At 69.1% G+C, this 21551-nt stretch carries 22 protein-coding genes and 1 tRNA gene; 11 read left to right on the top strand and 12 right to left on the bottom strand.

What is annotated here, in order from left to right; all coding sequences use genetic code 11:
* Window positions 1-17: 17 nt before the first annotated feature.
* Together DEU35_RS14720 and DEU35_RS14715 are read left to right on the top strand one after the other, a co-directional pair.
* Window positions 18-2084 carry a fructose-specific PTS transporter subunit EIIC gene (locus DEU35_RS14720; protein WP_116239937.1) on the top strand — a complete coding sequence of 689 codons (2067 nt, stop codon included), beginning with the start codon at window positions 18-20 and terminating at the stop codon, window positions 2082-2084.
* Window positions 2085-2111: 27 nt separating this feature from the next.
* Complete coding sequence (locus DEU35_RS14715) at window positions 2112-2381, top strand: HPr family phosphocarrier protein (RefSeq protein WP_055836516.1); 270 nt, start codon at window positions 2112-2114, stop codon at window positions 2379-2381.
* A 170-nt stretch (window positions 2382-2551) separates the two neighbouring features.
* On the opposite strand, the gene DEU35_RS14710 is transcribed toward DEU35_RS14715, so the two are convergent.
* Window positions 2552-3190 carry an MBL fold metallo-hydrolase gene (locus tag DEU35_RS14710; protein WP_116239936.1) on the bottom strand — a complete coding sequence of 213 codons (639 nt, stop codon included), beginning with the start codon at window positions 3188-3190 and terminating at the stop codon, window positions 2552-2554.
* 187 nt (window positions 3191-3377) lie between these two features.
* On the opposite strand from DEU35_RS14710, the gene DEU35_RS14705 reads away from it, so the two are divergent.
* A tRNA-Glu gene (locus DEU35_RS14705) sits at window positions 3378-3453 on the top strand.
* 231 nt (window positions 3454-3684) lie between these two features.
* On the opposite strand, the gene DEU35_RS14700 is transcribed toward DEU35_RS14705, so the two are convergent.
* From DEU35_RS14700 to DEU35_RS14675, 7 genes are all read right to left on the bottom strand, one after another.
* Window positions 3685-4104, bottom strand: a complete 420-nt coding sequence (locus DEU35_RS14700; RefSeq protein ID WP_147301884.1) for a hypothetical protein — start codon at window positions 4102-4104, stop codon at window positions 3685-3687.
* Window positions 4105-4213: 109 nt separating this feature from the next.
* Entirely contained in the window at window positions 4214-4639 is a 426-nt protein-coding gene (locus DEU35_RS16885) for a hypothetical protein (protein WP_147301883.1), read from the bottom strand.
* Between the two features lie 41 nt (window positions 4640-4680).
* Window positions 4681-6087: a hypothetical protein gene (locus DEU35_RS14695; protein WP_116239934.1), complete on the bottom strand. Its 1407-nt coding sequence runs from the start codon at window positions 6085-6087 to the stop codon at window positions 4681-4683.
* Window positions 6088-6090: 3 nt separating this feature from the next.
* Window positions 6091-6375, bottom strand: coding sequence for a WXG100 family type VII secretion target (locus tag DEU35_RS14690; RefSeq protein WP_103208846.1), 285 nt, complete (start codon window positions 6373-6375; stop codon window positions 6091-6093).
* Window positions 6372-6695: a WXG100 family type VII secretion target gene (locus DEU35_RS14685; RefSeq protein WP_116239933.1), complete on the bottom strand. Its 324-nt coding sequence runs from the start codon at window positions 6693-6695 to the stop codon at window positions 6372-6374. Before DEU35_RS14685 ends, DEU35_RS14690 begins: the two co-directional genes overlap by 4 nt.
* Window positions 6696-6972: 277 nt before the next feature.
* Complete coding sequence (locus tag DEU35_RS14680; protein WP_116239932.1) at window positions 6973-8034, bottom strand: DUF4349 domain-containing protein; 1062 nt, start codon at window positions 8032-8034, stop codon at window positions 6973-6975.
* Window positions 8031-8585 carry an RNA polymerase sigma factor gene (locus DEU35_RS14675; protein WP_116239931.1) on the bottom strand — a complete coding sequence of 185 codons (555 nt, stop codon included), beginning with the start codon at window positions 8583-8585 and terminating at the stop codon, window positions 8031-8033. Before DEU35_RS14675 ends, DEU35_RS14680 begins: the two co-directional genes overlap by 4 nt.
* A gap of 177 nt (window positions 8586-8762) precedes the next feature.
* Between DEU35_RS14675 and DEU35_RS14670 the strand changes: the two genes are divergently transcribed.
* The gene (locus DEU35_RS14670) at window positions 8763-9830 is read left to right on the top strand and encodes a TerC family protein (protein WP_116239930.1); all 1068 of its coding nucleotides are present in this window, start codon (window positions 8763-8765) and stop codon (window positions 9828-9830) included.
* A gap of 143 nt (window positions 9831-9973) precedes the next feature.
* On the opposite strand, the gene DEU35_RS14665 is transcribed toward DEU35_RS14670, so the two are convergent.
* Together DEU35_RS14665 and DEU35_RS14660 are read right to left on the bottom strand one after the other, a co-directional pair.
* Window positions 9974-11287, bottom strand: coding sequence for an LLM class flavin-dependent oxidoreductase (locus DEU35_RS14665; protein WP_116239929.1), 1314 nt, complete (start codon window positions 11285-11287; stop codon window positions 9974-9976).
* Complete coding sequence (locus DEU35_RS14660) at window positions 11284-12594, bottom strand: O-acetylhomoserine aminocarboxypropyltransferase/cysteine synthase family protein (protein WP_103208860.1); 1311 nt, start codon at window positions 12592-12594, stop codon at window positions 11284-11286. Before DEU35_RS14660 ends, DEU35_RS14665 begins: the two co-directional genes overlap by 4 nt.
* Window positions 12595-12901: 307 nt before the next feature.
* Between DEU35_RS14660 and leuC the strand changes: the two genes are divergently transcribed.
* The 6 genes from leuC to DEU35_RS14630 all read left to right on the top strand — a co-directional run bounded on the left by leuC (window position 12902) and on the right by DEU35_RS14630 (window position 19280).
* Complete coding sequence (leuC, locus tag DEU35_RS14655) at window positions 12902-14383, top strand: 3-isopropylmalate dehydratase large subunit (RefSeq protein ID WP_103208862.1); 1482 nt, start codon at window positions 12902-12904, stop codon at window positions 14381-14383.
* Between the two features lies 1 nt (window position 14384).
* Entirely contained in the window at window positions 14385-14981 is a 597-nt protein-coding gene (leuD, locus tag DEU35_RS14650; RefSeq protein WP_103208865.1) for a 3-isopropylmalate dehydratase small subunit, read from the top strand.
* 62 nt (window positions 14982-15043) lie between these two features.
* Window positions 15044-16417, top strand: coding sequence for a UDP-N-acetylglucosamine 1-carboxyvinyltransferase (murA, locus tag DEU35_RS14645; protein ID WP_103208867.1), 1374 nt, complete (start codon window positions 15044-15046; stop codon window positions 16415-16417).
* 5 nt (window positions 16418-16422) lie between these two features.
* The gene (locus DEU35_RS14640; protein WP_116239928.1) at window positions 16423-17163 is read left to right on the top strand and encodes a 1-acyl-sn-glycerol-3-phosphate acyltransferase; all 741 of its coding nucleotides are present in this window, start codon (window positions 16423-16425) and stop codon (window positions 17161-17163) included.
* Window positions 17153-18295, top strand: coding sequence for an NAD(P)H-dependent glycerol-3-phosphate dehydrogenase (locus DEU35_RS14635; RefSeq protein WP_103208871.1), 1143 nt, complete (start codon window positions 17153-17155; stop codon window positions 18293-18295). Before DEU35_RS14640 ends, DEU35_RS14635 begins: the two co-directional genes overlap by 11 nt.
* Complete coding sequence (locus tag DEU35_RS14630) at window positions 18195-19280, top strand: D-alanine--D-alanine ligase family protein (protein ID WP_116239927.1); 1086 nt, start codon at window positions 18195-18197, stop codon at window positions 19278-19280. The genes DEU35_RS14635 and DEU35_RS14630 overlap by 101 nt, the downstream gene beginning before the upstream one ends.
* A 127-nt stretch (window positions 19281-19407) precedes the next feature.
* On the opposite strand, the gene DEU35_RS14625 is transcribed toward DEU35_RS14630, so the two are convergent.
* The gene (locus tag DEU35_RS14625) at window positions 19408-19911 is read right to left on the bottom strand and encodes a DUF3515 family protein (RefSeq protein ID WP_103208875.1); all 504 of its coding nucleotides are present in this window, start codon (window positions 19909-19911) and stop codon (window positions 19408-19410) included.
* A 25-nt stretch (window positions 19912-19936) separates the two neighbouring features.
* Between DEU35_RS14625 and thiL the strand changes: the two genes are divergently transcribed.
* Complete coding sequence (gene thiL, locus DEU35_RS14620) at window positions 19937-20941, top strand: thiamine-phosphate kinase (protein ID WP_103208877.1); 1005 nt, start codon at window positions 19937-19939, stop codon at window positions 20939-20941.
* A 4-nt stretch (window positions 20942-20945) separates the two neighbouring features.
* Here the strand turns inward: thiL and rsmD are convergent, their stop codons facing one another.
* Window positions 20946-21512 carry a 16S rRNA (guanine(966)-N(2))-methyltransferase RsmD gene (gene rsmD / locus DEU35_RS14615; RefSeq protein ID WP_103208879.1) on the bottom strand — a complete coding sequence of 189 codons (567 nt, stop codon included), beginning with the start codon at window positions 21510-21512 and terminating at the stop codon, window positions 20946-20948.
* Between the last annotated feature and the right edge of the window lie 39 nt (window positions 21513-21551).

Here is a 21551-nt window from a genome sequence, read left to right as displayed (position 1 = left end):
CACGGAGGTCACTGACAATGTCCGACATCATCACTCCGGAGCTCGTCACCCTCGACGTGCCCCTGGGCACCGACAAGCAGTCGGTGATCCGCGCTCTGGCCGAGCGCGTCGTCGCGCAGGGCCGCGCGCGCAGTGCGCAAGAGCTGTTCGACGACGCCTGGGCCCGCGAGCAGAAGGACGAGACCGGCCTGCCCGGCGGCATCGGCATCCCGCACGCGCGCAGCGCCTCGGTCACCGAGCCCACCCTCGCCTTCGCGCGGTTGACCCCGGGCGTCGACTTCGGCGCCCCCGACGGCCCCGCCGACATCGTGTTCCTCATCGCGGCCCCCGAAGGTGCCGACGAGGCCCACCTGTCGGTGCTGTCGCAGCTCGCGCGCAGCCTCATGAACAACGACTTCATGTCGGGCCTGCGTTCGGCGCAGACGCCCGCCGAGGCCGTCCGGATCATCACGGATGCCATCAGCCCGGCCGAGACGCCGGTCGCGGCCGCAGCGCCCGCCTCAGCGGCCCCGGCCGCGACGCGCGCCGAGGCCCGCACGGCCGTGAAGACGAAGAAGATCGTCGCCGTCACCGCCTGCGCCACCGGTATCGCCCACACCTTCATGGCCGCTGACGCACTCACCGCCGCCGGCGCCGAGACCGAGGGGGTCGAGCTCGTCGTCGAGCCCCAGGGCTCGAGCGGCTACAAGGCGCTTCCGCAGAGCGTCATCGACGACGCCGACGCCGTGATCTTCGCGGTCGACGTCGACGTGCGCGAGCCCCAGCGCTTCGCCGGCAAGCCCGTCGTCCGCGCCGGCGTCAAGCGCGGCATCGAGCAGCCGAAGCAGCTCATCGCCGAGGCCCTCGCCGCGAGCGACAACCCGAACGCCGCACGCGTGCAGGGCGGTGCCGCCGCGGCATCCGCGTCCGATGCTCCCGTGGCGCAGCAGTCGGTGGGCCGTCGCATCCAGCGGTGGCTGCTCACCGGTGTCAGCTACATGATCCCGTTCGTCGCCGGCGGTGGTCTGCTCATCGCCCTGGGCTTCCTGCTCGGCGGCTACGAGGTCACCAAGAACGCCTCGAACGTCATCATCCAGAACTCCCTGTGGGATCTCCCGACCGAGAACATCACCTCGTCGTTCGGCCCCGTCGGGCAGTACCTGGGTTCGGTCGCCTTCATGATCGGTGCGACCTCGATGGGCTTCATCGTGGCCGTGCTGGCCGGCTTCATCGCCTACGCGATCGCCGACCGCCCCGGTATCGCCCCCGGCTTCGTCGCCGGCGCCGTGGCCGTGCTCATGAACGCCGGCTTCATCGGCGGCATCATCGGCGGTCTGCTCGCGGGCTTCATCGCCTGGTGGCTGGGTCGCTTCGACGCCCCGCGGTGGCTGCGCGGCCTCATGCCTGTCGTGATCGTGCCGTTCCTGGGATCGATCTTCGCCTCGGGCCTGATGATCCTGTTCCTCGGCCGCCCGATCGCCGCTCTCATGGCCGCCCTCACCGACGGCCTGACCTCGCTCGCCGCCAGCGGCGCCGGCGCCATCGTGCTCGGTGTCATCCTCGGCCTCATGATGTGCTTCGACCTCGGTGGCCCCGTCAACAAGGTTGCCTACGTCTTCGCCACGACCGGCCTGGCCGCCGCGACCCAGACGAACACGACGCCGTACCTCATCATGGCCGCGGTCATGGCCGCCGGTATGGTCCCGCCGCTCGCGATGGCCCTCGCCTCGACGCTGCTCGCCCGCAAGAAGTTCACCCCGGTCGAGCGCGAGAACGGCGCCGCCGCGTGGCTGCTCGGCGCCTCGTTCATCTCCGAGGGCGCGATTCCGTTCGCCGCTGCCGACCCGCTGCGCGTCATCCCCGCCTCGATGGTGGGCGGCGCGATCACGGGTGGTCTGAGCATGCTGCTGTCGGTGCAGTCGTTCGCCCCCCACGGCGGCATCTTCGTGTTCTTCGCGATCAACCCCTTCTGGGGTTTCGCCCTCGCAATCGTGGCGGGTACCGTCGTGACTGCGCTGATCGTCGTCGCCCTCAAGGGCATCGGCCGCAGCACGCAGGACGCCGCCGTCGCCGAGGCTGCTCCCGTAGCCACGGTCGCTGCGTAACACCCCGTCGAATCGGAAGGATTCACCATGGCAGAACGTCAGGCCACCATCGCGAGCGCCTCGGGCCTCCACGCACGCCCCGCGAAGCTCTTCGTGCAGGCTGTGCAGGAGAAGAAGATCCCTGTCACGATCGCCGCCGAGGGCGGTGCCGACCTCAACGCCGGCAGCATCCTCTCGCTCATGGGCCTCGGCGCCGGTCACGGCACCGTCGTGACGCTGAAGGCCGAGGGCGACGGCGCCGAGCAGGCGCTCGACGAGCTCGTCGCCCTTCTCGAGACCGATCTCGACGCGCAGTAACGCACCTCTTCACAGAACACCGGATGCCACGGCCCCAGGGCTCGTGGCATCCGGTGTTTCTGCGAGATCGAGGCGTACGAAACTCCTGAGAAGTCAACGACGGATGTTGATGTTCGGCGGTTCGGGACGCACGCCCGTGAACTTCTCAGGAGTTTGGCACGCTGGGGCCGTCAGACCTCGACGGAGTCGCCCGGCTTCAGGTCGACGAACGAGCCGCCGTTCTGCTCCACGGCCCAGGTGAGGCGCGCGTCGCCCATCTGCTTTCCGGCGACCGAGAGGGTCATGTCGTGGGTAGCGAAGACGCGTTCGGGCTTGACCGCGAGCACGTAGTCGATGGCGTCGCCGACCTTGAGCCACGGGGCGCCGACGGGGGCGGCGAGCAGCTCGACCTTCTTGTGCTTGGGGACCGCGAACGAATCGCCCGGGTAGTACACCGCGTCGTTGACGAGAACGCCGAGGTTGTCGACCACGGGGATGGAGGAGTGGATGACCTCGTGCTTCCCGCCGAAGAACTCCAGGTGGAAGGGCCCGAGGTCGAGGGTGTCGCCCGGGTGCACCACGGTGACGTCGAAACCGGCCGCGGCGTCGCGCACCCCTTCGGGGCCGTAGATCGGCACGCCGGGGTGGGCCTTCTGCAGGCGGGTGAGGTGCTCGGGCGTCCAGTGGTCGGCGTGCTCGTGGGTGATGACGATGCCGTCGAGGTTCGTCAGCTCTTCGAGGGGCGAGGTGAAGCTGCCCGGGTCGATCACGAGCGAGTGACCGGATTCGGCGAGGACGAGGGCGGCGTGTTCGTGCTTCGTGAGGCGCATGAGACGAGTCAACTCCTGCACGCCGGAGTGGAGCAAGCGCTGGCGCGGTGGGTGAACAGCGTCTAACGGCTCTTCCGCGCGAGGCCATCTCGCGGTACCGTGGCCGGACACGCCCGAGAAGTCGACGCCTCGGCCTCGATTTTGCGTGGGCGTCAACTGTCATGCATACTTGAATGGTTGACGACGCGGCCCCATCGTATAGCGGCCTAGTACGCCGCCCTCTCACGGCGGTAACGCGGGTTCGAATCCCGCTGGGGTCACCAACACGACGAAGAGCTTCGACCGAATTGGTCGGAGCTCTTCGTCGTGTTGGCGGGTGTGGCCGAGGGAGAGGGTTGGCGTGTGGGCAAGAACGTGCGGATGGCTCGTGCGTGTCAGGCTCTTCCGGCCCATCCGGTGCGGGTCGAGAGTTTTTCTCGACGCTGAGGGCGGTGTCGTAGATGGCGGGCTGCTCGGTACCGTTGGGGTCGTCTGGGCGTGTTCGGTCAATACGCCTAGGGCGTGGCGACGGTGAGGGCTCGCTGGACTGCCTGTCCGAGCTCCACGGTGCCCGGCGATAGCAGTGTCTCCTCTTTGCCGTCCATGGGGGTGAAGCCCTTCTGTGGACCACCATTGGCCTCCGGGGCGACATCTACCAAAGTGATGTCCTCGCCCTCACCATTCGCCGCCCAGACGCTGACGCTTCGCACGCCCTTCGCGTAATGAGCAAATGTGGGCGCGCCCACGCATGCGAGAAGAACGGCATCAGGCGGGGACTCGCGGGTATCGCGCGCGGGCAGCTTTCCTTCGGTGGAACGCTGCAAGCCCGTCACGACTGCTTCGCCGAGTGACAACACATCAGCGGCGTCAGCGACGACCAGAGGCCTGCCGTCGATGATTCGACGCCCATCAACAGATTTCGAGTAGGTCACCACGAAGACGCGTCCGTCGCGCTGCTTCTCTACACTTACCAACCGGTCCCTCACCGGACGACCTCCACAGTGACCTCGGAGTTGGGCACCGAGAGGCATGACGGGTCCCGCGTCATGCAGTGGCGGTTCTTAGAGCGGCTTGGACCGCTTGACCAAGCTCCATGGCGCTCGGCGATTGCAGCGTCTCTAGTTCGCCGTCCATGGGCGTAAAGCCTTTCCGGGGGCCACCGTTGGCCTCCGGGGTGACCTCCACCGAGGTCAGGTCTTCACCCTGACCATTCGCCGCCCAGACGCTGACGCTTCGCACACCCTTCGAATAGTGGGCGAACGAGGGCGCGCCCACCCATGCGAGAAAATCGGCGTCAGGGGGAAACGCGCCGGTATCGCGTGCAGGGAGCTTGCCTTCGGAGGAGCGTTGCAACCCCGTTACGACGGCTTCACCGAGCGGCGCCGCGTCGGAGGCATCAGAAACCACCACAGGCGTGCCGTCTATGAGCCGATGCCCGTCCACGGTCTTCGAATAGGTCACCACGAACACGCGTCCGTCTCGCTGCTGCTCCACACTCACCAAACGGTCACTCACCGGACGACCTCCACAATCAGCTTGACACCGTTCTGCTCAGCGTACTGAGCCATAGAGGCCAGCACCGCGGACTGCGCGTCCGTCGCACCCCGAGGGACCGCCACCTGGAGAACGCGTTCAGTGACATCGCGAGCGATGATTCTTTCACCGCCCCACGACGCGCCCGTGAACCCTGCGGTCTTGTCGATGTAGCCCGTAAGCAACCTCGTCAGAGCTTTGTCCGACTGGTACGTCGCGGCGCCAAGGTCAACGCTCTTGATACTCGTCGCGACGCCCGTGAGGCGGTCGAATCGGTCGATGGTGGGGAAGGATGCGGGGAGGTTTCCTCCCAGGCGGGCCTCGATGGCGAACCCCCGAGGGGAGGGACCGTAAAGCCAGGGGGAGTGGGCGAGCTTGTTCGCGAGTGCCGTGAGCCTCTCTGCTGCACCGGTCACGCTGGCCGTGGCTGCGACGGACGGGGTGCGCGCAGCAACAGCTCGTAGTCCATCGCTCGTTGCATCGAGGGAGCGCCAGGCAAGACCGGCAGTGGCGGTCTTCGCGCCTTCGACCAGGCGCACGATGATTTCGATGAAACGGGCTGTGTACTTCGATGCGTTGAAGACGGCGACGCCGTGTCCAACGAGAAGGCCTGCTCCCTCCGTAGCCGCGCCAGCAGCTAGGGCGATTGCTTCGATGGCTGCGGTCTCTGCGAGGAGGAGGGCGACTTGCTTGCGCAGTTCGTTCTGCGCATCGTCGATGTGCTGAGCAAGCGTCTCGGCAGAGTCCGCGATGGCTCGTGCCTGCGCGGCGATGTCGGTCAGCGAATCGCCCACCGTGATGCAGACACCTCGGGCGGAATCCACCTCCGGCGACTCCTCATCCGCAAGCGCGGTGAGGGCAGACGATATCGAGGGCCAGGCGCTTTCGAGCGTGGTGGCGCAGTCTCTCCAGGCGAGCGCGAGGGCGCGCAGTTTCGTAGGGTCGCCGTCCGGCCAAATGACCGCTACATACTTCTGAATGTCCAGCCAGCCATTTGGTGGGCCGAGCGAGCCACCCGCGACGCTGGGAACGGAGACGCAGACACCGAACGCCGGTGCATCGACGGCGATCGGCGCCTGGAGCATAGCGCCGAGCGCGTTCGAGTCCGCATCCGCGGACGCGTGATTCAAGCCCGTCTGCCTGAGCAACCCGCTCACCGTGAGCGCGGCGGCCACCGCGTCGTTGATGGCCTGAGCGACGGCGGGAGCGGTCTGGTCGTACGCCTGCGCCCACGCTGCCCCCGAGGGGTCATTGCCCGCGATGCGTCCTGAGTCAGCGAGGGTAGCGCCGAGGGCAGATTCAGCGTCGCTGAGCGTCCGGGCGACGTTGGCGCCGAACTTCGTCGACGCCGCGTACCAGGCGTCGGGGTCAACGGTGATGAGCACTGGTCACCCCCACATCCGTGAGTTGGCATCCACCGCCGCGTCGTAGTTCGCTCGTGCGCCGTCGAGCAGTCGGCGCATCCCGGCCAGAGCCTCCGCCATCTCGCGAGAGTCGTCGGCCCAGGCGGTGTGGGCGAGCGTGTGGGCGTCCGACGCTTCACCGTCCCACGTCCCGTGAAGGCGATGAGAGGCTGCGTTCGCGTCTTCGAGAGCCTGCGTGACGCTGCGGGTGATGCTTGTCAGCTCCTCGACGAACTCCGAAAGCTGAGCGAGATGGACCGAGTGCCTCATCGCTGACCGCCCGCCGGCAGATTCGATCCCAGGGTGCGGGCGGCATCGCGGCTGGCCTGCTCAGCGGCGGCAATGTCAGCGGTTGCGCCTCGCAACGCGGCGGTCAGGCGGGAGAGTTCCTCCGTACTTCCCGTTGCTGCTGTGAACCACGCGTCGAAGAGCGGCCGGAACGCGGAGGCCGCATCCCCTGTCCACCCGACAGCGAGGAGGTCTTCGACGTGTTCGCGCACGTGCCGGACTCGAGCGGATAGGTCGTCCGAAGCCTCATCGAGACGCGTCGTCTCCGAAACGAGCGCCTGAAAATCAGCCCGAATTTCCATGCGGCCAGGGTACACACGTGCAGTCGCCCCAGAAAGGTAACCGGGAGGCGCTGTGCGCCTCCCATGCGGGTCATTACGGCAAGGGATCCGAGCGAGCACCCGTCACCGCAAATGGCTCCTGCGGGCACTCGCGGAACCGGGAGAAAAGCGTTTACGAGCTTCTCGGGGTGGACGCGCACCGCGACAGGTTCGGATACGTCGAACGGATTCGGATGCCGAGGCTCCCCGCATCCGATTCCGTTGCTCCGATCCGAATCCGGTGCGGAAGAGGCGCGGCTCAGCTTTCGCGTTCGGCTCGGCGGCGCCGCACCAGGAGGCGCACCCCCCACACCACCGCCAGGACAACGCCCGCCACCGCGAGCCACGGCAGCAGGAACCCGAGGCCGATCACGATCCCGTTCAGCGTGGCCACCAGTCCGTTCCAGCCGGCGCCGAGCCCGTCGGCGAAACCGGCGGGGTCGGCGGCGACCGCGGGGGAGCGCTCGACGAGTTGCACGCTCAGAGACGACATCGCGACCTGCGACTCGACCGACTGCAGCACCTGGCGGTCGGAGTCGAGCTGCGCCTGCCGCTCGGCGAGAGCGGACTCGGCGGTGATCAGGTCCGACACCGACCCGGCCTGCGCCAACAGCTGCGTCAAGCGCGCCACCGAGGCCTCGCCGGCCGCGACGCGAGCGCGCAGGTCGACCGTCTGCTCGGTCACGTCGGAGCGGCTGACCGTCGTGGCGGTGACCTCACCGACCTGGCGCAGGTCGTCCATCGTGCTCGTGAGGGCGGCCGCCGGAACGCGCACGGTGATCCATCCCGAGGATGCCGTGGGGCCCGTCGCCGCGCCCTCGTACGGCACCGCGCCGACCGCGCCGCCCAGCTGCGAAGACTCGACGTATCCACCCGCCTCGGTCGCGGAGGCGCCGATCGCGGCGATCGCCGCAGCGATGTCGTCCACCTCGACGGTGCTCGACGCGGTGGCGACGATGTCTCGGGTCGCCGTGTCGCGCGCCGCTGCATCACCCGCAGCGGCCTCGGAAGACGAGGCTGACCCCCCGGCATCCTGACCCGGGTCCACCGGTACGAGGGGTGGGTTCTGGGCGGCTCCGCTCGAGTGCTGCTCGCTGGCCCCGACGATGGCGCTCGATCCGCTGGACCCCGAGGTGGCGGCCAGCGAGGGGCCCACAAACGCGGCGACCGCGACCACGGCGGCCGCGGCCCCGGCGCCCGTCCAGATCCCGCGACGACGGCGGCGCGTACGCTCGCGCTCGTCGGCGATCCTTCCGAAGACCGCGGCCTCGATGGCATCCATCCGATCGGCGGGGAGAGGGGGAAGAGCGGGCGCGGTCATGGGGTCTCCGTCTCGATCGCTGTGGCGCGCACCCGGGAGCGGATGCGCGAGAGCCGGTTGCGGACGGTGCCGTGCGAGACGCCCAGCGAGACGGCGGCCGCTTCGTATCCGTAGCCCTCGGCGGCGCACAGGCGGAAGATCTCGCGGTCGAGGTCGCTCAGCCGGTCGACCTCGGCGAGGATCGCCGACACCGTGTGCGCCTGCACGACCTGGGCTTCGACGTCGACGGCTGACGGGATCTCATCGCTCAGCGCGGCGTGCGAGCTGTGACGGCGGCGAGCGCGCAGACGGTTCTGCGCCTGCAGACGGCAGACGGTCGCGAGCCAGGGCAGCAGGGACTCGCCCTCGAGCCGCAGCGACGGGATCTTCCGCCACGCGACCACGAAGGTCTCCTGCACCACGTCCTCGGCATCCGCGGGATTGCCGACCAGACCGAAGGCGATCCAGTAGACCGGCCGCGCGTACGCCCGATACAGCTCGCGATACGCGACCTCCGACCCGCCGGCGGCGCGCGCCACGAGGGCCCTGTCGTCGATGACTCCGTGGGTCATGGCATCCGTTCCGCCTTCCGGGTGAGCCCCGGAAAAGCACTCTCTCACTCAGGGGTGTCCGGGCGCGCCGGATCGTCTCGCGGATGTACGCACGCAATGAGCTCTACGTGCACAAGCCCCTGTGCGAACGGGGCCGACGGATAAACTCGAGCGTTTCCCCCGATGAAAGGCCCCGCGATGGAGCTGCAGCTCGACCCCCTTTTCCAGACGATCACGCTCGTCGTGCTCGTGCTGATCCTGGTCGCCGACCTGCTGATCATCCTCAAGCGCCCGCACATCCCTGCGGCGAGGGAGTCGACGCTCTGGGTCGTGTTCTACGTGACGCTGGCGTTGATCTTCGCGGGTGTGCTGTGGATCGTCGCCGGGGGAGAGGTCGCCGGGCAGTTCGTCGCGGGCTGGCTGACCGAGTACAGCCTGTCGATCGACAACCTCTTCGTGTTCGTGCTGATCATGGGGCAGTTCGCGGTGCCGCGCCGGTATCAGCAGGAGGTGTTGATGGTGGGCATCATCATCGCGCTCATCCTGCGCGGCGCTTTCATCCTGGTCGGCGCGACCATCATCGAGAACTTCAGTCCGATCTTCTACCTCTTCGGCGCGTTCCTCGTCTACACGGCGATCCGCCAGGCGTTCCCGGGCGACGACCACGACGACGATTCGCAGAAAGAGAACCTCATCGTGCGGACACTGCGTCGGGTGCTGCCGATGAGCGATGCGTACGACGGCAAGAAGGTCATCACGCGAATCGGCGGGAAGAAGCTCTTCACCCCGATGATCATCGTGTTCGTCGCGATCGGTGTGACCGACCTGCTGTTCGCGATCGACTCGATTCCCGCGATCTTCGGCATCACGCAGAGCCCGTTCATCGTCTTCACGGCGAACCTGTTCGCGCTCATGGGTCTGCGTCAGCTGTATTTCCTGCTGGGCGACCTGCTCGACCGCTTGAAGTTCCTGCACTACGGGATCGCCTTCATCCTCGCCTTCATCGGCGTGAAGCTGATCCTGCACGCGATGCACGTCAACGAGTTGTCGTTCATCAACGGCGGCGAGCCGATCGAGTGGGCTCCCGAGATCTCGACGTGGGTGTCGCTCGCCGTGATCGTGCTGTCGATGGCGGTCGCGACGATCGCGAGCCTCATCGCCGCGCGCCGGGAGCCCGCGTCCGTCGAGGGCCCCCAGGATGCCGCGGCCGATGTCGCCGACGAGAAGGGGACGCCGCGCACGGTCGATCAGCCGAAGGGCGACTGACGCGTCGCAGCACACTCCGCTTGTCCCGGTGGATGCGCTGCGTGTCCCAGAAGTGGTTGCCCGAGCAGCCCCGAGACAACCACGATTGGGACATGGGGGTGATCCGGCGTCGAGCCGTCTGCGCCGGCCCCGGCATCCGGGACCTAGAACGCGCGCAGGTTCGCCTGCAGGCCGCCGTCGACGAACTCCTCGCGGAGGATGCCGCGTCGGCGGAGAATCGGCACGAGGTCGTCGAGCACGCGGTGCACGGTGACAGGGTGCAGGTCTCCCCACAGAAGGACGCCGTCGTTGCCCCACTCGCCCAGTTCCTCGATGCGGTCGGCGAACTCGTCCGCCGTGCCGACGAAGCCCGAGCCGTCGCGGAGGCGCCCCAAGCGCGCGTGCGCGCCCAGAAGCGTCCGTAGCGGAGTGTCGGCGTCGTGCTTTCCGACGAGGCGGTTGATGCTGCCCTCCGACACGTGCTCGCCGAAGATCGACCGGTCGAGAGGCTTGTCGAGGTCGAGGCCGGTGAGATCGGTCTCGAGATCGCTCGACTGCTTGCGGGCGATGGCGACGAGCGCGTCCTCGGAGGGGGTGACGGATGCCGCGACCAGGCGATCGGCTTCTTCCGGGGAAGACACGAGCACGGGCTGGATCGCGAAGAGGATCTTGATGTCGGACGCGGCGCGTCCCGCGGCCTCGGCTGCCGCGTGGATGCGGGCGCGATAGGCCCGGATGCTCTGCTCGTCGAGAGGCGCGAGGGCCAACTGCACGTCGGAGTTGTGTCCCGCGAACGACAGGCCGCGACCGGATCCGCCGGGGGAGACGATCGCGGGCGCGCCGTCGGTGAAGGGGACCGCGTTCAGCGGCCCGTCGAAGCCGAAGTGCTCACCCCGGTGCTGTACCGCCTCGAGCTTCGTCCCGTCGGCGTAGATCCCCGTCTCTTCGTCGGCGACGAGGGCGCCCTCGCCCCAGCTGTCCCAGAGCTTCCGGATGCCGTCGAGCCACTCCTCGGCCCGGTCGTAGGCCGCGTCGTGCCCGAGCTGCGGCGCGGTCGAGAAGTGGCGCGCGCTGCCGGTGTCGGTCACGACGTTCAGGCCGAGACGGGAGCCGCTCAGGTGCTGCAGCGTCGCGAACTGCCGGGCCGCCGTGTACGGCAGGTAGGCGGCCGGGTTGACCGTCGGCACCACGCCCAGGTGCTGCGTCGCCGCGAACAGGTACGGCGCGAGCAGCAGCGGGTCGTGCTTGGGCCCGCCGAAGGCGTGACGCACCCGCAGGTCGATCGTGTCGGCGCTGCCGAGCGAGGGCGCGTCCTCGATGATCAGCAGGTCGAAGCCGGCCTGCTCGAGCGTCCGCGCCGAGTCCTGATAGAGCCCCGGCTCGGTCCAGCGGTGGTTCCAGCGCAGGTAGGGGTGCCCCCATCCGTGCGGACCGAAGCCGCGCGCGAGGAACCAGCCGAAGTGCTGCAGACGGCTCACAGCACGACCGTCTCGCGCTCGACGACGGGGACGCCCACGAGCGCCTGCTCGAGGTCGGCGAGCAGATCGTCGATGTCCTCGATCCCGATCGACAGCCGGATCGTGCCGGGGAACACCCCCGCCCTCTCGCGCTCGTCGACGGTCCGCGCGGAATGCGAGGTGCTCTGCGGGTGAAGCACGAGCGAACGCACATCGCCGAGGTGGGTCATGTGCGTGATCACCTCGACCGACTGCACGACGTGGCGCGCCGCCTCGAGGCCGCCGCGCAGGGTCACGGTGAACACCGACCCGGTGCCGCGCGTGAGGTACCGCCGCCCGAGGTCGAAGTCCGGGTGCGACTCGAGACCCACGTGGTCGACGCGCTCGACCTCGGGGCGCTGTTCGAGCCACCGAGCGACGGTGAGGGCGTTCTGCGACTGGCGTTCCACACGAAGGCTCAGCGTCTCGATGCCCTGACCGATGAGAAAGGCGTTCAGGGGCGACGGCGACGGGCCGAACCGCGGCGCGACGCTTTCGCGGATGTACGCCCCGCGGGCGCGCGGCCCGTGCTTCTCGGCGTAGCTCGCCCCGCCCAGACGGTCGGTCTGCACGAGATGCGGGAAGAGATGACCGGATGCCGCGGCGTCGAAGCGACCGTCGTCCACTATCACCCCGCCGAGCACTGCCCCCTGCCCCGCGAGGAACTTGCTCGCCGAGTGCACGACGACGGCGGCACCGTGCTCGATCGGGCGAAGCAGGTAGGGCGTGGTGAAGGTGCTGTCGACGACGAGAGGAATCCCTCGCTCTCTGCCGATCGCCGAGACGGCGGCGATGTCGAGGACGTCGTTGCGGGCGTTCGAGAGCGTCTCGGCGAACAGGGCACGGGTGCGCGGGGTGATGGCATCCCTCCAGGCGTCGAGATCCCCCGTGGGCACGAAGGTGGCCTCGATGCCGAGCCGCGCGAGGTTGTCGAGGAGCAGGCCGCGCGTGCCCTCGTAGATGTGCTCCGAGACGACGACGTGGTCACCCGCCCCGGCGAGGGCCAGCAGAGCCACGGTCACGGCGGCCTGGCCGCTCGACACGAGGACGGCCTGGTCGCCGCCCTCGAGAGAGGCGAGACGCTCTTCGACGGCCTGGATCGTGGGGTTGCCCGTTCGGGTGTAGCCGAAACCGGCGCCGGTGCCGAAATGCGCTGCCGAGGCGTCGAGGTCGTCGAAGGTGAAACCCGCCGTGAGGTAGATGGGCATGGCCCGCGGCGAGGCGTGCGCGGTGGCCGAGCCCGCATGTACCTGGCGGGTGGAGAATCCGGTGTCGGCGTTCGCGGCCATGGGTCACGCTCCGTTTCGCGGGGGCGGGGCGGGCTCGCGGGGCGCGGGCCCGGTCCGAGGGGTGTTCGGGATCGGGCCAGGCTCGCACGGGGGAGTCGTCGACGACGAAATGTGCGGCGCTCTGTTACGGGCGGCACCCGCGTCGCGGACGCCGTGGCGCGGCTGGCACGGGCGTGCCCGGTGGTATCGTGACCGGGTGCGGATCGCTCGCCTCCTCCTTAGCGGCCGCGACGAGACCTTGTCCTAGGCCTTTCTCGTCGCGGAGTTCGTCGCGGGCCTCACACCCCTTCCGAGGAGAAACGCAAACATGAGCACCACCCCGATCGACGGCATCCGGATCCCGGACCGTCCGCGCACCCTGGCCGAGAAGGTCTGGGACGACCACCTCGTGGTCAAGGGTGACAACGGTCAGCCCGATCTCATCTACATCGACCTGCACCTCGTGCACGAGGTCACCAGCCCCCAGGCCTTCGACGGCCTTCGCGCCGAGGGGCGCCCCGTGCGGCGACTCGATCTGACGATCGCCACCGAAGATCACAACACCCCCACGCTCGACATCGACAAGCCGATCGCCGATCTGACCAGCCGCACGCAGATCGACACCCTGCGCCGCAACGCCGAGGAGTTCGGCGTGCGCATCCACTCACTCGGCGATAAGGAGCAGGGCATCGTCCACGTCGTGGGCCCGCAGCTCGGACTCACCATGCCGGGGATCACGGTGGTGTGCGGAGACTCGCACACCTCGACCCACGGTGCGTTCGGTGCGATGGCTTTCGGTATCGGCACGAGCGAGGTCGAGCACGTGCTCGCCACGCAGACTCTGCCGCTCAAGCCCTTCAAGACGATGGCGATCACGGTCGAGGGAGACCTCAAGCCCGGCGTCACCGCGAAGGACATCATCCTGGCGATCATCGCCAAGATCGGCGCGAACGGCGGACAGGGCTACGTGCTCGAGTTCCGCGGCAGCGCGATCCGCTCCCTCTCGATGGAGGGGCGCATGACGATGTGCAACATGTCGATCGAGGCGGGCGCCCGAGCCGGGATGATCGCCCCCGACGAGACCACCTTCGCGTACGTCAAAGACAAGCCGCACGCCCCGCAGGGCCAGGACTGGGACGACGCGGTCGCCTACTGGCGCACGCTGCCCAGCGACGAGGGCGCCGTCTACGACGCCGAGGTGTTCCTGGATGCCGCCGAGCTCGAGCCCTTCGTCACCTGGGGCACGAACCCCGGACAGGGCGTCTCGCTGTCCGACGTCGTTCCGACCCCGGCCGAGATCGCCGACCCCAACGAGCGCGCCGCCGCCGAACGCGCACTCGAGTACATGGACCTCCAGGCCGGTACGCCGATGAAGGACATCCCCGTGGATGCCGTCTTCATGGGCTCGTGCACGAACAGTCGCATCGAAGACCTCCGCGCCTTCGCCTCGGTCATCCAGGGCCGCACCAAGGCCGAGAACGTGCGGGTCATGGTCGTTCCCGGTTCGGCGCGCGTCCGGCTCGAGGCCGAGGCCGAGGGCCTCGACAAGGTCTTCACCGACTTCGGCGCGGAGTGGCGATTCGCCGGCTGCTCGATGTGCCTGGGGATGAACCCCGACCAGCTGGCTCCGGGAGAGCGCTGCGCCTCGACCTCGAACCGCAACTTCGAAGGGCGCCAGGGCAAGGGCGGACGCACGCACCTCGTGTCGCCTCTCGTCGCCGCGGCCACCGCCGTGCGGGGGACGCTCTCGAGTCCGGCCGACCTCGGCCCTGTCCCCGCAGAGTCCGTTTCGACCGGGGCGGAGGCCTGACATGGAGAAGTTCACGACGCACACCGGTGTCGCCGCGCCCTTGAAGCGCTCGGCGGTCGACACCGATCAGATCATCCCGGCCGTCTATCTCAAGCGCGTCACCAAGACCGGTTTCGACGACGCGCTGTTCGCCAACTGGCGCCAGGATCCGGACTTCGTCTTGAACCAGGACGCCTACCGCTCGGCATCCGTCCTCGTCGCCGGTCCCGACTTCGGAACGGGGTCGAGCCGCGAGCACGCCGTGTGGGCGCTGCGCGACTACGGCTTCCAGGTGGTGCTGAGCCCCAAGTTCGCCGACATCTTCCGCGGCAACTCCGGCAAGCAGGGCCTGGTCACGGGCGTGATCACCGAAGACCAGGTCGAGCAGATCTGGGCGGTGATCGAGGCGAATCCGGGCATCGAGATGACCGTGGACCTTACCGCGAAGACCGCCACGGTGGGCGACCTCCAGGTCTCGTTCGAGATCGACGATTACACTAGGTGGCGGCTTCTCGAAGGGCTCGACGACATCGGGCTCACGCTGCGTGACGAAGACAAGATCACGCAGTTCGAGGCGCGCCGCGAGGCATGGCGGCCGCAGACCCTTCCGGTCCGCTGAGCCCGATCGACCCGATCGGGTCGATCTGCCGCCCCTCGTCCACGAAGTGAGGTCCACCCCCCATGAGCACACTCGTCACCGACTCCGGAGACCAGAACCCCGGACAGCCCGATTGGGAGGCGGCAGAGACCCTCGCGATTCGCGGCGGTCGGCCCCTCCGAGGGACCGTCGAGGTCAAGGGCGCCAAGAACCTGGTGACCAAGGCCATGGTGGCGGCGCTCCTGGGCGAGACCACGAGCACGCTGCGCGACGTACCGATGATCAGCGATGTGAAGGTCGTTCGCTCGCTCCTCGAGGTGCACGGCGTCACCGTGACCGAGGGCGACGAGGAAGGCACGCTCCACCTCGACCCCTCGGGCGCGGTCGCCGCGCACTTCGAAGAGATCGACGCGCACGCCGGCGCGTCGCGCATCCCGATCCTGTTCTGCGGGCCGCTGCTGCACCTGCTGGGCGAGGCGCTCATCCCCGACCTGGGCGGATGCCGCATCGGCGACCGCCCGATCAACTTCCACATGGACGCGCTGCGCGCGTTCGGCGCCGTCGTCGACAAGAGCTACGAGGGCATTCGCATCACGGCCCCCAACGGCCTGCACGGCGCCAACATCACGCTGCCGTATCCGAGCGTCGGTGCGACCGAGCAGGTGCTGCTCACCGCTGTGCGCGCGAAGGGCGTCACCGAGCTGCGCAACGCCGCGATCGAGCCCGAGATCATGGACCTCATCGCGGTGCTGCAGAAGATGGGCGCGATCATCTCGTACGAGCCGAACCGCGTCATCTTCATCGAGGGCGTCGACAAGCTCGTCGGCTACGACCACCGCGCGATCTTCGACCGCAACGAGGCCGCCTCCTGGGCGTGCGCGGCCCTGGCCACCGACGGCGAGATCTTCGCCAAGGGCGCCCGTCAGCAGGACATGCTGACCTTCCTCAACGTGTTCCGGAAGGCCGGCGGATGGTTCGACGTCCGAGAGGACGGCATCCTGTTCCGTCGCGGTGAGGCCCTCAAGCCCGTGATGGTCGAGACGGACGTGCACCCGGGCTTCATGACCGACTGGCAGCAGCCGCTCATCGTCGCTCTCACGCAGGCTCCCGGCACCTCGACCGTGCACGAGACCGTGTACGAGAACCGCCTGGGCTTCACCGAGGCGTTGAACAAGATGGGGGCCGACATCGTCGTGCACCCGAAGGGCATCTCGAGCCCCGACCGCCGCGTTCCTCGACGCGACCTCGAGCAGGCTGCCGTCATCAACGGACCGACGCCGCTGCACGGCGCGGACGTCGAAGTGCCCGACCTCCGCGGCGGCTACAGCTACGTGATCGCGGCTCTCGCGGCCGAGGGCGAATCGACGGTGCGCAACATCGGCATCATCCGTCGCGGGTACGAGAAGTTCCTCGAGAAGCTCACCGCTCTCGACGCCGACTTCGACGTCGTGGGCTGACGCCGGTGGTCTCGAATCCCGAGAAGAGCCGCCCGAGCGCCTTCTGGCCGCTCGCGGCGATCATCGTCCCCCTCACGGGACTCTTCGCCCGGATCGAGATCCGCGGCGCCGAGAACCTCCCGCGCGAGGGAGCGTACGTGCTGGCGCCGAACCACAACTCGGAGTTCGATCCGGTGATCGTCGCGGTCGCCGTCTGGCGGCTGGGCCGCGCCCCCCGGTTCATGGCGAAGGAGAGCCTGTTCAAGGTTCCCGTGCTCGGGGCCGCGCTCCGCGCGACCGGAATGGTTCCGGTACCCCGAGCCTCGACGAGCGCGAACCAGTCGATGAAGGCCGCCGAGCAGATCGCGCGCGACGGGCGCGGCGTCATCGTCTATGCCGAGGGCACCCTCACACGCGACCCCGAGCTCTGGCCGATGCGCGGCAAGACGGGCGCGGTGCGCCTGGCCCTGGCCGCAGACCTGCCGCTCATCCCCATGGCGCAGTGGGGCGTCCAGCAGATCCTGCCGCGCTACGGGAAGCTGAGGTTCCCCCGCCGCTCGCACGTGATCGTCGAGTTCGGCCCCGCGATGGACATGAGCGCCTACGCGGCGACGCCCACGCAACCGGCCACACTGACGAAAGCGACCGACGCGATGATGAACGAGGTCACGGCGATGCTCTCCGGCATCCGGGGCCTTCCTGCCCCCGCGGAGCGCTGGAACCCGTCGCAGCACGGGCAGAACGAGACGGGCCGCCTTGAGCCGTAAGAGCGCCCTGCCCGTCGCGGGCCCCAGAGTCGCCGTCGTCGGCGCCGGAAGCTGGGGGACGACCTTCGGCAAGATCCTGGCCGACGGCGGTGCGTCGGTCGTCATGTGGGCGCGCCGCCCGGAGCTCGCGGCCGAGATCACCGAGTCCAAGCGCAACAGCCGGTACCTCTCGGGTATCAACCTCCCACGCACGATGACCGCGACGACGGATCTGGCCCAGGCGCTGAACGGTGCGGAGCAGATCTACCTCTCGGTGCCGAGCCAGTCTCTCCGAGAGAACCTCGCCGCCATCAAGCCGCTCGTCGAGCGCACCGACGTGCCGATCGTGTCGCTCATGAAAGGCGTCGAGAAGTCGACGGGCCTGCGCATGAGCCAGGTCATCGAGCAGGTGCTGCAGTGCGATCCTGCGCGCATCGCGGTGGCATCCGGCCCGAACCTCGCCCTCGAGATCGCGCGCGAGCAGCCGACCGCAGCCGTCATCAGCTCGCTCAGCCCCGAGACCGCCGAGGCCGTGGCCCGTCGCGCGCGCAACCGGTACTTCCGCTCGTTCGTGAACACCGACGTGATCGGCACCGAGTTCGGTGGAGTGCTGAAGAACCTCATCGCGGTGGCCATCGGCATCGTCGACGGCGTCGGGTACGGCGAGAACACGAAGGCCTCGATCATCACCCGTGGCCTCGTCGAGATGACCGACTTCGCGGTCGCGCAGGGCGCGCAGCCCGAGACGCTCCAGGGCCTCGCGGGACTCGGCGATCTCATCGCGACGTGCCAGTCGCCGCTCAGCCGCAACAACACCGCGGGGCGCCTGCTCGGACAGGGCTACGGCTACAAGGAGGTCGTCGCTCAGATGCAGCAGACCGCCGAGGGGCTGGCATCCGTGGCTCCCGTTCTTCAGCTCGCGAAGCAGGTCGGCGTCGACATGCCGATCGTGCAGCAGGTGAAGATGGTGCTCGACGGGACGATGGACCCGCGCGACATCGCACCGCACCTGACGACAGACGACGACCAGCCGCAGGGCGAGAGGACGCAGAATGACCAAACCGGTGGTGGTGGTGCTCTTCGGCGGGCGCTCCAGCGAGCATTCGATCAGTTCCGCCACGGCGGGCGGGGTGCTGCGAGCGATCGACCGTGACCGCTTCCGGGTGATCCCTGTCGGCATCACCCGCGACGGCGCCTTCGTCCTCGAAGACGACGACCCCGACAAGTTCGCGCTCATCCCCGATGCGCTGCCCGAGGTGCGCGACAACGGAACGCGCGTACGGCTGCCCGATTCGACGCTCTCGCGCGAGTGGACCGTGACCGACGGCGAGGGCACGCGCTCCCTCGGAGACGTCGACGTCGTGCTGCCGATCCTGCACGGGCGTTTCGGCGAGGACGGGACGGTGCAGGGTCTGCTCGAGCTGTTCGGCATCCCGTACGCCGGCGGCGGTGTGCTCATGTCGGCGATCGGCATGAACAAGCACGTGACCAAGCAGGTGCTCCGCGCGGCGAACGTGCCGGTCGTGCCGTGGGTGGCGGTCACCCGCGCCGACCTCGCCCGCGACCGCGAGCTGTGGGAGCGGCGTATCCGCGCGCTCGACCTGCCGGTGTTTGTGAAGCCGAACGAGGCCGGATCGAGCGTGGGCGTCACGAAGGTGTCGCGCTGGGAAGACCTGGATGCCGCTTTGGACACCGCTTTCGCCGAAGACGGCCTGGTGCTGATCGAAAAGGCGATCGTCGGACGCGAGGTCGAGTGCGGCGTGCTTCCCGGGCGTGACGGCGGACCGGTGCGCGTGAGCGTGGCCGGCGAGATCGTGGTGACGGGCCGCGAGTTCTACGACTTCGAGGCCAAGTACCTGGGAGCCGCGGGCGTCGACCTCGTGTGTCCCGCCGACCTGCGCGAGGGCGAGCTGGGGGAGATGCAGCGCATCGCCGCCCAGGCGTTCGAAGCGATCGGCGGTCAGGGCCTTGCTCGCGTGGACTTCTTCTACACCGGCACCGAGTTCTATGTGAACGAAGTCAACACGATGCCCGGGTTCACCCCGATCTCGATGTTCCCCACCTGCTGGATCGCCTCGGGGCTGTCGTATCCCGACCTCATCACCGACCTGCTCGACGCGGGGCTCGCGAAGACCTGAGTCACGGCTCGGTCCGTCGTGCACACCGGCGGGCCGGGTCCGCGGCGCGCCGTGGCCGGGGCCGGTGACGCCGGTGCGTCGGGGATCGTCCCGCGGCTGTGCACGCGGGGGTCGGACGCGGCGCGCGCTACGGCGTCGGACTCGGCGAGGGCGTGGCGTCGGATGCCGAGGTGCACACGGCGCCCGTCGACGGCAGGTATTGACTGATCAGCGGTCCGAGGGCCTGCGCCACATCGGCGCTGCTGGCCTCCTTGTAATCCAGGTAGACCTGGACCGCGGGGCTGCGCCCGAACGTCGTCAGCGTGTACCGGTTCTCGGCTGCCTGCGACTCGTCGACAAGCCAGTCCACGCCGTTGAACGGGCGACACGGCAGGGTGGACGGGCCGGGGGTCTCGAGCCCGCACGTCATGAGGATCGCGGTGGGATCTCCCCACGCACCGGTCGACTGCGCATCGGTCCAGCGACGGTTCTGCCCCGAGATCGTCTGGGGCAGTCGCGAGGTGATCTCGGCGCACGCCGGGTCGTTCGCGTTCTTGGCCGGCTGCATCGCGACCGTGGTGCTGCACGCCGCGAGCCCGGGGAGGAGGGTGGCGGCGGCGAGGAGCGCGAGGAGGCGGGAGGAGCGGGGCACCCCTCCAGGCTAATAGCGTGGGGGAGTGACCGACGCCGAGACCACCCGTGCAACCACTGTGGGCGACCTGAGCGAGGGGCAGATCCTGCGCGGCATCCTGGACCGTCTTCCGCCGTCGACCGCCCCGGTCGGGCCCGGTGACGATGCCGCTGTGCTGTCTGTCCCGGACGGGCGGGTCGTGGCGACGACCGACACGCTCGTGCACGGGCCCGACTTCCGGCTGGCGTGGTCGTCGCCGTTCGATCTCGGCTTCAAGTCCGCGGCGGTGAACCTCGCCGATGTCGCCGCCATGGGTGCGCGCCCGATCGCTCTGCTCGTCGCGCTCGCGATGCCCGACGACACGCCGATCTCCTTCGTCCGCGGGTTCGCCGACGGTCTCGCCGCCGCCTGCGCGGAGCTCGCCCCCGACTGCGCGGTCGAGGGCGGCGATCTCACCGTCTCGGACACCCTGACGATCGCCGTGACGGCCCTGGGGAGCCTCGACGGGCGCGAGCCCGTGCGTCGCTCCGGTGCCCGCGTCGGAGACGGCGTCTACGTGATCGGCGAGCTCGGCGAAGCCGCGAGGGGACTCGAGGTGCTGTTCGGGCGGTTCCGGGATGCCGACGGCACTCCCCTCGTGATCACGCCCGAGGCCCGGGCGGCGCTCGGTGCCGACGACGCGCGCGGGCTGGCTCGCCAGCTCACGCCGCGACCGCCGATCGCGGAGGCGTTGCGCGCCGCGGACGCGGGGGCCACCGCGATGATGGACATCTCCGATGGTCTCGTCCTCGACGCAACACGCATGGCCGATGCCTCGGGGGTCACGATCGCCCTCGACTCCGCGACCCTCGGCGACGACCCCGACCGGGCGCTCGGCGGGGGAGAGGACCACGGGTTCCTCGTGACGTTCGCCGCCGAGGCGCGCCCGCTGGGCCGTCGCGTGGGAACGGTCGTGGCACGCAGGAGCGAAGCCGTCACCGTCGACGATCGGCGCTGGTCGGGCCGGGGCGGTTGGGATCCGTACCGCGACTGGGACGCCGGCCGCGGCTGAGGGATCAGACGCTCTGCGGTCGTCCCCACCACATCGTGGTGTCGCCGTAGGCGCGGTCGCGCTCGGCCTCGAGTCCCGCGGCGGCCCACTCGGGAGCGGCGGATCGTTTCGCCCGCTCGACGATCACCGTGGCGTCGGGGTGCAGGCGCGGCGCGAGCGCGACGAGCGCTTTCGTGAGCTCGTCGTCGGCGAGGTCGTAGGGCGGATCGAGGAAGACGAGGTCCCATTCGAGGACGGATGCCGAGAGGAACGTCGTGACGTTCGCCTTGTGCACGCGCGCGGGGGCGGTGACGCCGGCCGTCTTCACCCGTTCGACGTTCTTGCGGATGAGGGCCGCGGCGGGCGCCGACAGTTCGACGAGGTCCGCAGAGGCGGCGCCGCGACTGAGGCTCTCGAGCCCCAGGGCGCCGGAGCCCGCGAAGAGATCGGCCACGCGCGCGTCGTCGAGTAGGCCCGCGGATTCGAGAGCTCCGAAGAGCGACTCGCGGACGCGGTCGCTCGTGGGACGGGTGCCCTTGGGTGGGACGTCGAGGACCGTGCCTCCGGCCCGGCCCGAGATGATGCGCGTCACCTCTCCAGCCTAGGGTCCCCGGCGCGGCGGTCCCGTGCG

This window comes from Microbacterium sp. AG157 (assembly GCF_003385695.1).
Classification (GTDB): Bacteria; Actinomycetota; Actinomycetes; order Actinomycetales; family Microbacteriaceae; genus Microbacterium; species Microbacterium testaceum.
Note: the sequence above shows the minus strand (reverse complement) of the source record. Positions and strands in the feature narration are given on the sequence as shown.